Source organism: Bacillus sp. SIMBA_074, assembly GCF_046534555.1.
GTDB classification, from domain to species: Bacteria; Bacillota; Bacilli; order Bacillales; family Bacillaceae_G; genus Bacillus_A; species Bacillus_A mycoides.
This window is the reverse complement of record NZ_JAWRYM010000025.1, coordinates 1-12,308: the sequence shown is the minus strand read 5'-3', so window position 1 is coordinate 12,308 and position 12,308 is coordinate 1. Positions and strand designations below refer to the sequence as shown.

Genomic DNA, 12,308 nt, shown 5'->3' with positions numbered 1-12,308 from the left:
AGTATTAACTTAGTTTTGTAACTGTTAATTCAACTGAATTTATACCATTATCACAAGTTACAATACTTTGATGATTGAAACCACTATTATTTCTAAGTTGAAGAGTTGAATTAGCAGGCACCGTAACAATAGTTTCGCCAACTAGTTGAAGGCATTCGTTATTTGATGAAGTATTCATTTGAAAAGCGAAATCACCTTGACTATTAGCAAGTGGATTATTATTTAAAAATATAGTGATGACTGGAATATGGGGAAATACAGGATTTAACGTAGTGTTAATACTTGAAATGAAAGAAATTCTATAATCACCAGCTTTACTAAATTGTATAGTAGTCGGATTTAATAAGGAAACTCCTCCTGCCAAAGGGCCAACGTGATTAAACGGAAAAGAACCGCCAAAAGGAACAGTTATAAACTCAGTTTGCCAAAAAGTGCCGTAAGCAGGCTTAGATGATTTATGTGAATGGTCGCATGAACATTTTTTATACGAACTGGAAGATTGATGGCACGAACATTTTTTATATGAACTAGAAGAAGAGTGGCATGAAGATCTTTTATATGAATTTGAAGAATGATAGTATGAACCCAATATATTACCTCCTATTATTAAGAAATGTATAACACATAGTAGTTTATGCAATCGAAAAGCAATTGGCGTGTATACTTGTCCATATATAAGGTAATAGATTTGGGATAAAAAGCTGGCATAATATAAAGTGCTCTAATGAGGAGATATAGTTTTCAAAAAAATGGAGTTAGAATATTCTATGTAATGAATTTTGGAGAAGAAAAAGGATGAATATTTAGCAGATAACTCTATCCAAGGTTTTAAAATGTTGAAGTATTTAAACTTTAAGATAGTATATCGTCAAAGTAAAGAAGCGAAGTATTTAAAGGACAGCATTTTAGTGAAACAGAGAAATGGATAAAGCGATGATTAAGTTTTTAACTTAGTCGTCGCTTTTTATTTATGTAGTTGTGCAGGAAGAAGGCAAAAAATATCGAATGAATGTAATTATACAGAATTGTTTGTATTTATTTCGAATAGTAGTTAAAGATACGTTAGTTATATTTCAAACAGTAAGAAAAGAGAGATTAAATAATAGAGGGAGCAACTTACATGGAAAATATATTAAAGGTATCCTCAAAATCAAGTCCGAATTCAGTGGCAGGTGCAATAGCGGGCGTACTAAGAGCAAGTGGCAAAGTAGAAATCCAAGTGATTGGAGCTGGTTCTTTAAATCAAGCGATTAAAGCAATTGCGATTGCAAGAGGTTTTGTAGCTCCAAGTGGCATTGACTTGGTTCTTGTTCCAGCGTTTCAAGAGGTTACTATCGATAATCAAGAAAGAACAGCAATCAAATTAATTGTAGGTCCTAGAAGGAGAAGGTCTTAATAGCGAGCATTAATATAAGGGGATTTGAAAAGGTCAATAGACTCCAAAAAGTTAGACACGTTATTTCATTTGACAGTTCCTTGGGCGTGGATACAGTATTGTACCGGATTTATGACTTTTAATTCCTCTTTATATTTAGCGGGTTTTTCTAGAAACTTAAAAATGCCAAATCCTTTGTGACATAAGGGATTTGGCATGTTTGAGGTTTTTATGTTTTTTAAAATCAACAATTCTAAAACTGCTCATTCTTCTCCCAAGATTCAACGAGATAGTATGAAAAACCTTATTATATCAAGCTTTTTAAGCGGTGATTTTCCTCGATGCTCACATTTTGCTCACATTAAATTTGTTCATTTTTTATCAGGTGTTTTCATTAGATTTTATTATGCTCTCGAAGTTTTCTGCTGCTTGTTGCTGCATGTTCTGTGTGATATGACTATACTTGTCTAAAGTCATTTGAATAGATGAATGCCCTAAGCGATCTTGTACGATTTTAGGGTGTTCTCCAGCCTGAAGCATGAGTGTAGCGTGAGTATGTCGTAAGTCGTGTATACGAATTCGAGGAACACCAGCTTTTTTATAGTGATCATTCAAAAAGCGATGAGGAGCATCTATATGTAAGGGCGAATGTATCGTATTGCCGGTGAAAATAAAAGCCTCTTCATTCAAGTGTATACCCCAGCGGAAAAATTCTTTCTTTTTATAGGAGTAGTAGGATTGTAACTTCCCTATAACAAAAGAAGAGATACTAATGCTTCTATTTGAAGACTTAGTTTTTGTAGCAGCTTTAAATAGTCCTTTTTCTGTTTTTACAAGCGATTTATTAACCAGGATACGTTTATTATCAAAGTCAATATCTTTCCATGTTAGTGCGAGTAATTCTCCGCGTCTCATACCTGTATAGATTGCAAGTAAGAAGAATATATGGTACTTAATATTTTTTTCTTTTAGATACTGGAGGAATCGATTACATTCCTCGCTAGACCATGTTTTCATCTCACCTTGCTCTTCACGTGGTTTTTTAACCTTATTCATTATATTATCATGTATGATTTCCCATTCTACAGCGTGTTTGAAAATACATCTTAGGCAGCGGTGGATATTGCTGATTGTACCATTTGATAGTCCTTTTTCCTTAAGTTCAGCATAGTAGCTTTGAATCATTACGGGTTTAATACTTTTAATTTTTTTATAACTAAATGGAGGAAGGATATAGAGCCTAACTAAGCTCATGTCTTTTTCATAAGATGTAATTTTTAATTCAGCTTTACGAAGAGGTTTTAGCTTTTCCCATACATCTAAAACAGTTAATTGTTTGTCATCAAAATATATTCCTTTCTCTAACTCCGTAATCATCGTTGCAGCAGCATTTTGGGCTTCTTTTTTTGTTCTAAATCCACTCTTACTTTTTTGCTGGCGTTTTCCTGTGGCCGGATCTATACCGATATCTATTATAAAAGACCACGTATTTCCACGTTTACGAAAACTTCCTTTCATATTCAATACCTCCTGAATCGTTATTTTTGTAAATTACAGTATTGTGATATTTTATTCTGTAATTTACTTGCTAATAATTGATTTTCATAATGTACAAGCCTTTTTTCAGCAAACTGTGTTGTTACATTGAATTTTTCTGAGATTATATATGCTTTTAACTGTAGAGGAGGAAGCTTTCTTAACATAAAAGTAGGTACACAAAATTGTTGTGCGAAGTTTTTAGCTTTTGCTTCTTGATAATCTAGAAACATTTGATGCATTAATAATTGATTACCAGAATGAAATAGAATGTGACAGGTCTCATGGCCAAAATCCTCCCATTGTTCTTGCTGAGAGATACGATTATCAATAACTAAGTTAGCTATTTGATTTCTTTCCATTGCATGACTTCCAAACGGAGCGAAGTACAGCCAAATGTTTAGCTTTTTCGCAATCTCTATCATATCAATTTGTTCGGGAACAATAATAGATAAGGATTGGTACAAGTGCTGGATATAGTCTTCAAGTTGTGTTGTGTAGTAGGGTTGCGATTGAAACAAAATATTTTTCACTCCATTCAAAAATAATAAGAACGTACGTTCTTATTAATATAATAATATAAAAAAGTAAAATTTGAAAGGTTTGATTTATGAATTAATTTTACCCAAAGGATAAAAGGAGTGTGGTTTCTAAAGTGAAAAAAGAGTCACATGGTTCGAGTAGTAGCGGGATTAATAAATACTAGAAAAGAAATTGATTAATATAGAAGCAGGTATAATTTAAATTAAGATTTTTCAATATACTAAATGGTATAATTACTGAAGGCGATAGTTGTTAATAGAAATCTTAAAAGTTTTAAGTAAAGGATAGATAATGGAGAGTTTTATGAACTAAGAAGTATTAAAGTTAACATAGAGAATAAAAAGCACTAGAAGACAAGAAGTATCAGTCATGTTTTCTAGTGCTTTTTATTGATCTAATATTATGTTGCATTAATTCGGCCTGTTTTTTTGATTGAATTTTTTCATGCTCTGTTAAAAAATTGTCCAATCTATGCATTAACAATTGATTCTTCTGGTTTACTATTTCTTCTTTTTCTATGTTTGAATGTGTATTCTCGATATCTTTTTTTATAATAAAGTATATTACTATACCAAATCTGATTGCAGAAAGACAGACATAGAGTAATAAAAGAAAACCAATGACAATTAATATCCAATTAGTTAATTGAATAAATGTTTGCATGGACAGCAAGAAGAATAGGAAAATAAACGCCCCTATTAGGGCATTTTTTATAAACTTAACTAATTTTTTTAAATTTTTATTCGTTAGAGTGGCAAAGGTAGATCCGATTTTAATACTACCCAAAATTGAGAATACAGTAAAATAAATACCGATAAAAACTGCTGTAATAGTACCTAAGGAACCTTCTTTAGCTATAAAAAAGGATTTTAGATGCACTGTAATAAAATTCTCTATGCTACTAAAAGCGAAACTTGTATAGAAAATCATAAGTAATTTATTAATTGAAAATACAATAGAAAACATAATTAATATTACTGTAATTGAGTAATCTTCAAAGGAACGTATTAGTTTATCATATTTTTTCATATTTTTAATCACATCCTTGCACTCAATATAACACATATAAATAATTAGTTTGGTATAGCATCAGGTAATGGTATTTCTGGTAGAACAATATTTGGCAAGTTAGCGCCAATAATTTCGCGGTCATAACGTCTTACAAAACCATTTCCTGGTCTGTTGTTATTATAATAGTCGCTCTCCATTTGATCACCGATATACTCCCACCCGGTATTATCGTCATTTCTCATAATGATTCTTTTTAATACTCCGGCATTTTTTAAATCTATATGTTCAGAATTTCCAGTTGTTGGACTTTGGTATTTTACTTTAATGGATTCGAAAACATCATTTTCATCAAAATCAAGTGCCGCAACTAATTCAATTAGTCTTTCAGGGTGTATAACTTCCCTACGGAAACGGCCATTAGAAAAAGTAATGGTTGCTTTGTTTGCACCAAATTCAGCATGACTTTCTAGGGTAGGTCTTAAAATATTGGCAATTAGACTTTCGTTTTCTTGGTTTTCAAGAAAATTATGTGGAGCGGGTGCTATCAAATTAAGGCTGAATTCAATAGATTTTATATTTCGAGAGTGACGAACATCATTAAAACCTAATGTAGGTTCAATTTCAGTAAATTCGACCATCCAACTTTCAGTTTCACTGCTTGGTAAAAAAAGACTTAAATAATGCTGCAAGTGAACTGGTCGACAACCATAATGATTATATTCAATCATTACCAAGTTTGAATTTGGCATAAATACGGCAGTAGTTAATTCTAAAACATCATCTGTAATCTCATCGGCTCTTCTGGTTCCTTTATTGCCCAAGTATGGTTTGTGGTCTCTGAATTTTCCGAATGTTACAGTTCTATTTTGAAAAGTAGGGGAAGTTATATCCGGCATTTTCATATTTATTAACGAAATATTACCGTACTTCGTGCTTTTAAATAATACTTGTGGATTAATGCCAATAAGTTGGTCTAATAAGGTTGTTAAGTTTATATTGGTTTTTACACCATTTCGGGTGATGAAGCAGTTGTAATAATGGATGGTTTTACTCATAAAAATTCCTCCTTAATATAGCATAAAATAATTAAAAAATAATAATATTTTATAAGATGAACATAACGATAAAATGAATAAGAAATGAAACAAATACACGCAGATAAGCGTGCCTTTGTTAATACAGAATTTGTAATTTTTTTATGTATCTTCATTTTTTTCCTTGTGTAAGATAAACTCCCAGAATCTTTTTAGTTCTTCTTGTTTTTCAGGAGAAGCAAGTTTAATATTTTTAAACCATAGGCCAAGTTCAGGGTCATTATCAATACCTTTTAAATTATCTTCTTTATAAGAAACAGTTCGTCCCAAGAGGTAATCAGTTGTTACTTCAAAATAATTAGCAATTTGATTAAGTGTGTCGTAGTCAGGTTGACGTTCATTTCTTTCATACATGCCAATTGTACTTTCACTAAGTTTAAGGGTTTGAGCCAGTTCTTTTTGAGTAATTTTTTTTTCTTTCCGTAAGTCTCGGAGTATATTTCCAAAAGTTTTCATTTTATCACCTATCCATATGATAACACAATATGTGTTATTTAATTAAGTTTACAAGTCTAAACCACACGTTTTGTGTTGTTAACTTGGGGGGATATACTTGAATAAACAATTAATAGCCAAAAATCTTATAACTTTAAGAAGTGAAAAAACAAGAGAAGAAGTAGCTGAGTCAGTGGGCATTAGTGTTAGTACATTACAAATGTATGAGAATGGACAAAGAATTCCACGAGATGAAATAAAAGTAAAATTAGCTAATTTTTATGGAGCTACTGTTCAATCTATTTTTTTTGATTCTCTACAACACAATGTGTGCGATTGTTAATAGTTTTAAAGGGGGAAAGAAAGTGATTAACTTTGATATCGAATCATTTCGTCAAATCATCCGAGAAGAAGTACAAAGAGCAACCGAACATCTTCAGCCAATGAAAGAATTACCACCATTTTTAACAATTACGGAATTAATGAACCTGTTACATATTAAACGCACTAAAGCATCTGAGCTATTAAACCGTTCTGATTTTCCAGTATGTCGTGAAGCGGGAGTTCTTATTCCTACACACCTTCTTTTTAAGTGGATGGAGAATCACACTGAATGGGTAGAAAACAATACTGAGTATTACAATCCATTTAAAGAATCCGTCTAATAACAAATTACCATAGTAAGTTGTCACAAATAAATATTGCTTTAGGTACGAATGGGGGAAGTAAACGATGTCCATAGGAAAAGAAGTTGCTATGGCACGCAAACGAAAGGGAATCACCCAAGAGCAACTCTCCTTAGAAATCCCCGTGAGTCGTGAGTCACTAGCAAAATATGAAACTGAACAACGACGATTACCAGAAGATTTACGAAAATGCATTACTGAAGGAATTGATGATCCACAGTTGTTTTTTAAAATGTGAAGTGAAGCAGCAGGGGATGTAAGTATCCCGTTCTTTAACGGAGAGCAAATAGATCTTCATCCTACAAGTATGAGATACATGGTTTATCAAGAGACAAATGAAGCTTTGGAACAACTCGATACGGTATGTTGGTTTAAGCCTTCACAAACTTGGTCCGAAAGTGAGAAAGAAGATTTGAAAAAGGTAATGCATGAAATCTTGGATGCTACAGGTTCGATGATGAGCCTCGTAGCGGTCCTCTGTGATCAATATGGTATTTCAATGAAAGAAGTCTTTAAGTACTGGAAAGTATCATTACGAGCTAGGAAGTATATAAAAGATTAATTTAATTATTTTATTGAGGAGGTTTAAGTTATGACAATTGATTATGTAAGTCCAACTTTAAATCAATATAAAGCTCTAATTCGTAAGGAAGCAAATTTATATGGTGATATTCGAATTGCAGCAGTTTGTGGAGACTATATGAAAGCTAGGGATTTAAAACAAGAGAAGAAGTTAATGGAGATAAGAATTCGAATTATAGAAGCTGCATTTATTCTGAAAAACAAAATTAAAAAAGAAAAGACTACCGCATAGCCCGCGATAGCCAATAGTACAACAAATGAATTATAGCATATAACAATTTAATGCGACAAGCTGTTGTGCTTGTCGTTATGACCAGGAGGATTTGTTACCTCTAATCCTTTCATATACAATACTTTCTGGTCATAACGATGCGTACAGTATCAAATTATTAAAAATGGGGAGCAAATTATGAAAGCAGAATGTAATCGTCTGTTCGACTTAGTTCTACCAGGTGATTTTGCTTTTGCAAATGAATTACATAACTGCATGGTGACATGTATTCATAACATGTTCAATGCTGGTTCATTAGATGAAGCAAATCATTGGGAGAAGGAATTAAATAGATGCGCAAAAGAATTCAAGAGCCTTCGTAATGAAAAAGAGGATCACGATGTATCAAAGAGTTATCGTGTAGTTGTTAAAAACCTTCAAGGGCAGGGGATTAATGCATCAGTAGTTAGTCGAAGAAAATAAAAAATCTATCACTTGGCAGAGTGATAGATTTTAGACTCTAACAGAGAGTCTTTCTAAAAATTGAATTGGATTAAGTATATCAAAGCAAACCAAGTAAAACAATGGAGGATGAATAATATGGCAGTTTATAGACCTGTTCAAGTTTCATATTGGCAAGATGCTTTCGTTTTAGATCTTACACCGGAGGAAAAATACTTCTACTTATACTTAATGACTAATAGCAAAACTTCTCAGAGTGGTATCTATGAGCTTCCATTACGAGTGATAGAAATGGATACAGGGTATAACCGTGAAACGGTTGAGAAGCTGCTAGAGCGTTTTGCTGATTACGGGAAAATTTATTACAACAAAAAGACGAAAGAAATTATGTTGCTTAATTGGCTTAAATTCAATGCTATTACAAATTTGAATATTGAAAAGTGTGTGTTAAAAGAAATCCAGAATATTAAATGTGAAGATTTTTTAATTGATTTTTATGAGACATGTTTAGAGTTAGAAAAGCAGCAAGATTTTAAAATTCCTCGTATTAAGGAATACTTCCAAGCTCGTTTTGAGTGGCTTATAAGGGGCTTCGAAGACCCTATGAAGGAAAAAGAAGAAACAAAAACAGAAACAAAAGAAAAAGAAGAAACAAAAACAAAAGAAGAAGCAGCAAGCTGCTCAAGAGATAAAAAAGTTGCAGAAGAAAATCCAATAGCATTTTATGAGCAAAACTTTGGAGTTCTTAAACCATTTGTGGCTGAAGGGATCAATGCGTGGATTGAAGATTTGAATGCACAGCTTGTTATCAAAGCAATGAAAATAGCTTTAGAAAAGAATGCACCTAATATGTCTTATGTACAAGGTATTTTAAGAGATTGGCATGCTAAGGGGTATAAGAGTATTACTGATGTTGAAGCTGCACAAACTCAATTCCGTAAGAAATACCAGTCTCGTGGTGGGAGTAGTAATGCTCGAAAAGAAATTGTTCCTGATTGGTTACATACTCAAGATACGGAAACACATTCTCAGTCAGTAGAGCATAGTGAAATCGAATTAGAAGCTGAACGGAAACGTTTAGAACAAGTGTTATCTAAATATAAAAAAGAGGCTTAGGAGGATTGTAATGCCAAAGCAGTTAACAATATTTGATGTTGAGCCTGTAGTAGCATTCGATACTGAGAAAGCACACATTCATCGATTAAATTCTAAAGTTCGTTTTACGGATGTAGTTGTTCAAGTACCAAAGCAAGTAAGAGCTACTGATGAATTAAAACCAACAACAGCGCCAAATGATCAGTATGAATTATTTGAGGAATATACAATTGGAATTTGGAGATTTAAGCGAGTGGAAGATAAGCAGTTCAATTGGGACGAAGCGGAGGAGCTTTGCAAGTCTGCGAGAGATAATAAAGAACCGATTTCAATACGACTTTATTTATCATTAGAACAATCATTTATTCCCGATAATGTTGTGGAATATCTATAACAAAATAAAAAAGTCGAGATTGCTCCCGACTTGCTTCGACAAAATAATCATAACATACGGGAGTGGTCTTAATGGGAATTATTAAAGAAAATCTTGTAGAAATGACAGCTGAAATAGATTTGAAAATAAACGGAATATATGTTGTTAAAAATGGTCAGGTCCAACTAATAGAACCACCCCAAGGTGGATTTGGTGAACAATCATTTGTATATCAAAGTGGAAAAGTAATTCGTATGGAAGAACGAAAAACACAGTTACTTTAATCAAATTTGAATTTTATTAAAAAGGAGGAAGTTGAAAATGCTGATGTTTGTATTACATGAAGATGTTACTAATTTCTTCAATTTCAATATAGAAAACAAACATTTCAGAGTTGAAGATGTAATAGAAAATGATAGGTTGCAAGGTAAACATAAAATTGTATATTTGGACCTTGTAACTGTAACAGTACAACCAATCTAATAAATTTATAACATAAGTGTTATTTGAATTTAACTATTTTGTTTGTGATAACTACAAATGAAAAAATAGCAAGACTTAAAATTAATGAAACACCTATAACTCCAACTTCTTTGAATAAAAAGCTAATCATGTTTTTACACATCCTAATCAATTTGTTTTAAATAATGTGAGATATTTATGTCCCAGATGAATTTTACTATAGAAGTAGGTAGTTTAACATTCAATAAGCTTACATTTTTATTACAAGTTTGTAAGGTTACTGAGTATTTTATAGCTATTTAAAATGTTAACAAAAGCGTTATTTTGTTGAAAAGTAATGCGGAGATAAATAAATAAGACCGCTCCTTTATCGGAACGGCCGTACAAATATCATGTGCTGGAGGTCTCATCAAATAGCTTGAGATGTTTTCTCTAAACAGTATGGACAAGGATTTTTACGATTATACGTAAAAACGGCAGGTAATTGACTAAGTTACCTGCCATGTCCTGAAAAGATACGGAGGAGAGAGCTCCGATTTGAAAGAGTGAAGCCGGTGGGAAGTCGGCTTGCAGGTAGTATGCACGATATAAAAAAGATTATACGAAAAGGGGAATGGGAGATATGAAATGGATGTACAATCTTGATAGCAATAGTGAGATTTGGACAAGTGATAAATATGAAACGAAAGAGGAAGCCATTCAAGCAGCTTTAAAAGATTGGACGGATAGAATGGTAGCGGATAGGGCATCAGTTGATAATGAATTCCAAATTGGAGAATTCAAACAGTATACGCCATGGATTAATGCGGATGTATTGTTGGATGAATTATATGAACGAGCAAACGATGAATGTGGAGGGGTTGCAGATTCTCGGCTTTCAGGGGTAGCAAGAGATGAAGGTGAAAAACTTCAAGAACAAATAAACAAGGTAGTTGAAGGATGGCTAAAAGGAATAAATGAGTACCCTAGCTTCGGATCAATTGAAAATATCGAAACGATAGACGCTAGCAAACTTGAATACCAAGGAAACTAAACAAAATAGTTATTTTAACAACAAAAGCCCTAGCAGGGGAGCTAGGGCAGGGGATGGGGTATTAAGAATTGCCGAATTAATAACGAATGACATCTTCGAATGAATTTAGTGTAACACACAAACTTGTATACATCTGTTACAAAATCATGAACAAAGGGGAATGAGAGATGAGTGAACAAACTGTAATCATTAATATTCCACCAGTTGAAGAGTGGACAATAACAAGCCTTAGATATGCATGCAAGAATCATAAGGTTAAAGGATATACAAAGATGGATCGTGAGCAGTTAATACAGCATGTGAAAGAGATTCTTGGTCATAAGAAAAACTAAACAAAATCCTTATTTCATAACAAGCGAAAAAGAGCACACATATAAGCATGCTCTTTGACAAGAAAGGTAGATTTCTATGAGTGGAGAGTCTCCATACAATAACGTATGCTTGTCCGGTTAAAAGGTGAAAATTTTTTTAATAAAACCTTTATTTAAATAAAAAGAGCGCTTTTTAAGGCGCTCTCTGACCAAGATTTATATAAAAAGGTGACTATGATTATTGTATGTATGTGTTTAATATATGTGCAGTTTTCAAACAAAATCGTTATTTTAATTAAAAGAGCAGCTAGCAAAAGCTAACTGCTTGTTAAAAAAAGAATCCACTCTAGGTTATTTACTGCCAGAGTTTCAAGAAATAAATGATTAAATTAATTTAATTTTTCAATTACAATCGAAGCATTTATATTTGTTTGTGTTCCACCTGCCAAAGTCTGCAAAGTAACTGCAGCAGCGGAAGTATGATTATTAAGGGTAATAATATCACCTGCAGCTAAAGTGAGGATTGTTTGGCCGTTGTTTGGTTGAGTTCCTGCACCTGATCCATAAACTGCGCTGGTAACCGGAGCACCATTTAAAAAAAGTGTGAATTGATTAGGCTCAACTCCTGATACAGAAAAAGAAATTTTATAATCTCCTGCATTAAGAACCATTAATTGAGAAGTTCCCAGCGTATGAGTAAAACCAGATGTCATTCTACCATGTGAATTAAAAAGAATAGGTGCTTCTAAGGCAACAACTTGAGCTGCTGTATTGAAAACATAAGCATAATGAGATAACCCAGATACTGTAAGTCCGGTAGGTCCAGTAGCTCCAACAATTCCTGATAATCCGGTAGGTCCAGTAGGCCCAGTAGCTCCAACAATTCCTGATAATCCAGTAGGTCCAGTGGGCCCTGGAGGTCCACCAGAAGGTCCAGTAGCTCCGGTTATGCCGGTAGGCCCAGTAGGCCCCGGAGGTCCACCAGAAGGTCCAGTAGCTCCGGTTATGCCGGTAGGTCCAGTAGGCCCCGGAGGTCCACCAGAAGGTCCAGTAGCTCCGGTTATGCCGGTAGGCCCAGTAGGCCCCGGAGGTCCACCAG

At 33.4% G+C, this 12,308-nt stretch carries 19 protein-coding genes and 1 pseudogene; 13 read left to right on the top strand and 7 right to left on the bottom strand.

All coding sequences use genetic code 11. The features are described from left to right. Positions 1-4 precede the first annotated feature (4 nt). Positions 5-589, bottom strand: a complete 585-nt coding sequence (locus SB773_RS21960; protein WP_410592069.1) for a preprotein translocase — start codon at positions 587-589, stop codon at positions 5-7. A 190-nt stretch (positions 590-779) separates the two neighbouring features. Here SB773_RS21960 and SB773_RS21955 point away from each other — a divergent pair, with 190 nt between their 5' ends. Together SB773_RS21955 and SB773_RS21950 are read left to right on the top strand one after the other, a co-directional pair. After that, a complete protein-coding gene (locus SB773_RS21955; RefSeq protein WP_410592067.1) occupies positions 780-929 on the top strand; it encodes a hypothetical protein in 150 nt (49 codons plus the stop codon). 191 nt (positions 930-1,120) lie between these two features. Continuing rightward, positions 1,121-1,396: a stage V sporulation protein S gene (locus SB773_RS21950; RefSeq protein ID WP_002035358.1), complete on the top strand. Its 276-nt coding sequence runs from the start codon at positions 1,121-1,123 to the stop codon at positions 1,394-1,396. Between the two features lie 360 nt (positions 1,397-1,756). Here the strand turns inward: SB773_RS21950 and SB773_RS21945 are convergent, their stop codons facing one another. The 5 genes from SB773_RS21945 to SB773_RS21925 all read right to left on the bottom strand — a co-directional run bounded on the left by SB773_RS21945 (position 1,757) and on the right by SB773_RS21925 (position 6,015). After that, the gene (locus SB773_RS21945; RefSeq protein ID WP_410592065.1) at positions 1,757-2,893 is read right to left on the bottom strand and encodes a site-specific integrase; all 1,137 of its coding nucleotides are present in this window, start codon (positions 2,891-2,893) and stop codon (positions 1,757-1,759) included. A gap of 20 nt (positions 2,894-2,913) precedes the next feature. Next, on the bottom strand, positions 2,914-3,432 hold the full coding sequence (locus SB773_RS21940; protein ID WP_410592063.1) for an ImmA/IrrE family metallo-endopeptidase: 519 nt from the start codon (positions 3,430-3,432) through the stop codon (positions 2,914-2,916). Positions 3,433-3,817: 385 nt separating this feature from the next. Continuing rightward, positions 3,818-4,483: a hypothetical protein gene (locus SB773_RS21935; RefSeq protein ID WP_410592061.1), complete on the bottom strand. Its 666-nt coding sequence runs from the start codon at positions 4,481-4,483 to the stop codon at positions 3,818-3,820. A gap of 44 nt (positions 4,484-4,527) precedes the next feature. Continuing rightward, a complete protein-coding gene (locus tag SB773_RS21930) occupies positions 4,528-5,520 on the bottom strand; it encodes a DUF6731 family protein (RefSeq protein ID WP_050821777.1) in 993 nt (330 codons plus the stop codon). Positions 5,521-5,661: 141 nt separating this feature from the next. Next, entirely contained in the window at positions 5,662-6,015 is a 354-nt protein-coding gene (locus tag SB773_RS21925; RefSeq protein WP_410592058.1) for a helix-turn-helix domain-containing protein, read from the bottom strand. Positions 6,016-6,112: 97 nt separating this feature from the next. On the opposite strand from SB773_RS21925, the gene SB773_RS21920 reads away from it, so the two are divergent. From SB773_RS21920 to SB773_RS21870, 11 genes and pseudogenes are all read left to right on the top strand, one after another. Then, a complete protein-coding gene (locus SB773_RS21920; protein ID WP_050821779.1) occupies positions 6,113-6,337 on the top strand; it encodes a helix-turn-helix transcriptional regulator in 225 nt (74 codons plus the stop codon). 22 nt (positions 6,338-6,359) lie between these two features. Beyond that, positions 6,360-6,659, top strand: coding sequence for a DNA-binding protein (locus SB773_RS21915; protein ID WP_327963086.1), 300 nt, complete (start codon positions 6,360-6,362; stop codon positions 6,657-6,659). 67 nt (positions 6,660-6,726) lie between these two features. Continuing rightward, positions 6,727-7,242, top strand: a pseudogene (locus tag SB773_RS21910) (helix-turn-helix domain-containing protein). A 30-nt stretch (positions 7,243-7,272) separates the two neighbouring features. Then, the gene (locus SB773_RS21905; RefSeq protein WP_410592055.1) at positions 7,273-7,494 is read left to right on the top strand and encodes an RNA polymerase subunit sigma; all 222 of its coding nucleotides are present in this window, start codon (positions 7,273-7,275) and stop codon (positions 7,492-7,494) included. A gap of 177 nt (positions 7,495-7,671) precedes the next feature. Beyond that, positions 7,672-7,956 (top strand): hypothetical protein, encoded by a 285-nt coding sequence (locus SB773_RS21900; RefSeq protein WP_098566672.1) that lies wholly within the window; start codon positions 7,672-7,674, stop codon positions 7,954-7,956. 117 nt (positions 7,957-8,073) lie between these two features. After that, the gene (locus SB773_RS21895; protein ID WP_410592052.1) at positions 8,074-9,051 is read left to right on the top strand and encodes a DnaD domain-containing protein; all 978 of its coding nucleotides are present in this window, start codon (positions 8,074-8,076) and stop codon (positions 9,049-9,051) included. Between the two features lie 10 nt (positions 9,052-9,061). Next, complete coding sequence (locus tag SB773_RS21890) at positions 9,062-9,424, top strand: cell division protein SepF (protein ID WP_410592050.1); 363 nt, start codon at positions 9,062-9,064, stop codon at positions 9,422-9,424. 71 nt (positions 9,425-9,495) lie between these two features. Further along, positions 9,496-9,687, top strand: a complete 192-nt coding sequence (locus tag SB773_RS21885) for a DUF3954 domain-containing protein (RefSeq protein ID WP_000511367.1) — start codon at positions 9,496-9,498, stop codon at positions 9,685-9,687. Positions 9,688-9,724: 37 nt separating this feature from the next. Next, a complete protein-coding gene (locus tag SB773_RS21880; RefSeq protein WP_002141502.1) occupies positions 9,725-9,886 on the top strand; it encodes a hypothetical protein in 162 nt (53 codons plus the stop codon). 601 nt (positions 9,887-10,487) lie between these two features. Continuing rightward, positions 10,488-10,898: a hypothetical protein gene (locus SB773_RS21875; RefSeq protein ID WP_410592047.1), complete on the top strand. Its 411-nt coding sequence runs from the start codon at positions 10,488-10,490 to the stop codon at positions 10,896-10,898. A gap of 167 nt (positions 10,899-11,065) precedes the next feature. Then, positions 11,066-11,230 carry a hypothetical protein gene (locus SB773_RS21870; protein ID WP_002135968.1) on the top strand — a complete coding sequence of 55 codons (165 nt, stop codon included), beginning with the start codon at positions 11,066-11,068 and terminating at the stop codon, positions 11,228-11,230. Between the two features lie 368 nt (positions 11,231-11,598). Here the strand turns inward: SB773_RS21870 and SB773_RS21865 are convergent, their stop codons facing one another. Continuing rightward, positions 11,599-12,273: a BclA C-terminal domain-containing protein gene (locus SB773_RS21865; RefSeq protein WP_486304295.1), complete on the bottom strand. Its 675-nt coding sequence runs from the start codon at positions 12,271-12,273 to the stop codon at positions 11,599-11,601. Positions 12,274-12,308: the final 35 nt, after the last annotated feature.

Coding starts and splice junctions, on each gene's coding strand:
- SB773_RS21950 (WP_002035358.1), top strand. CDS start 1,121: ATGGAAAATATATTAAAGGTATCCTCAAAATCAAGTCCGAATTCAGTG.
- SB773_RS21945 (WP_410592065.1), bottom strand. CDS start 2,893: ATGAAAGGAAGTTTTCGTAAACGTGGAAATACGTGGTCTTTTATAATA.
- SB773_RS21935 (WP_410592061.1), bottom strand. CDS start 4,483: ATGAAAAAATATGATAAACTAATACGTTCCTTTGAAGATTACTCAATT.
- SB773_RS21930 (WP_050821777.1), bottom strand. CDS start 5,520: ATGAGTAAAACCATCCATTATTACAACTGCTTCATCACCCGAAATGGT.
- SB773_RS21925 (WP_410592058.1), bottom strand. CDS start 6,015: ATGAAAACTTTTGGAAATATACTCCGAGACTTACGGAAAGAAAAAAAA.
- SB773_RS21905 (WP_410592055.1), top strand. CDS start 7,273: ATGACAATTGATTATGTAAGTCCAACTTTAAATCAATATAAAGCTCTA.
- SB773_RS21900 (WP_098566672.1), top strand. CDS start 7,672: ATGAAAGCAGAATGTAATCGTCTGTTCGACTTAGTTCTACCAGGTGAT.
- SB773_RS21895 (WP_410592052.1), top strand. CDS start 8,074: ATGGCAGTTTATAGACCTGTTCAAGTTTCATATTGGCAAGATGCTTTC.
- SB773_RS21890 (WP_410592050.1), top strand. CDS start 9,062: ATGCCAAAGCAGTTAACAATATTTGATGTTGAGCCTGTAGTAGCATTC.
- SB773_RS21885 (WP_000511367.1), top strand. CDS start 9,496: ATGGGAATTATTAAAGAAAATCTTGTAGAAATGACAGCTGAAATAGAT.
- SB773_RS21880 (WP_002141502.1), top strand. CDS start 9,725: ATGCTGATGTTTGTATTACATGAAGATGTTACTAATTTCTTCAATTTC.
- SB773_RS21875 (WP_410592047.1), top strand. CDS start 10,488: ATGAAATGGATGTACAATCTTGATAGCAATAGTGAGATTTGGACAAGT.
- SB773_RS21870 (WP_002135968.1), top strand. CDS start 11,066: ATGAGTGAACAAACTGTAATCATTAATATTCCACCAGTTGAAGAGTGG.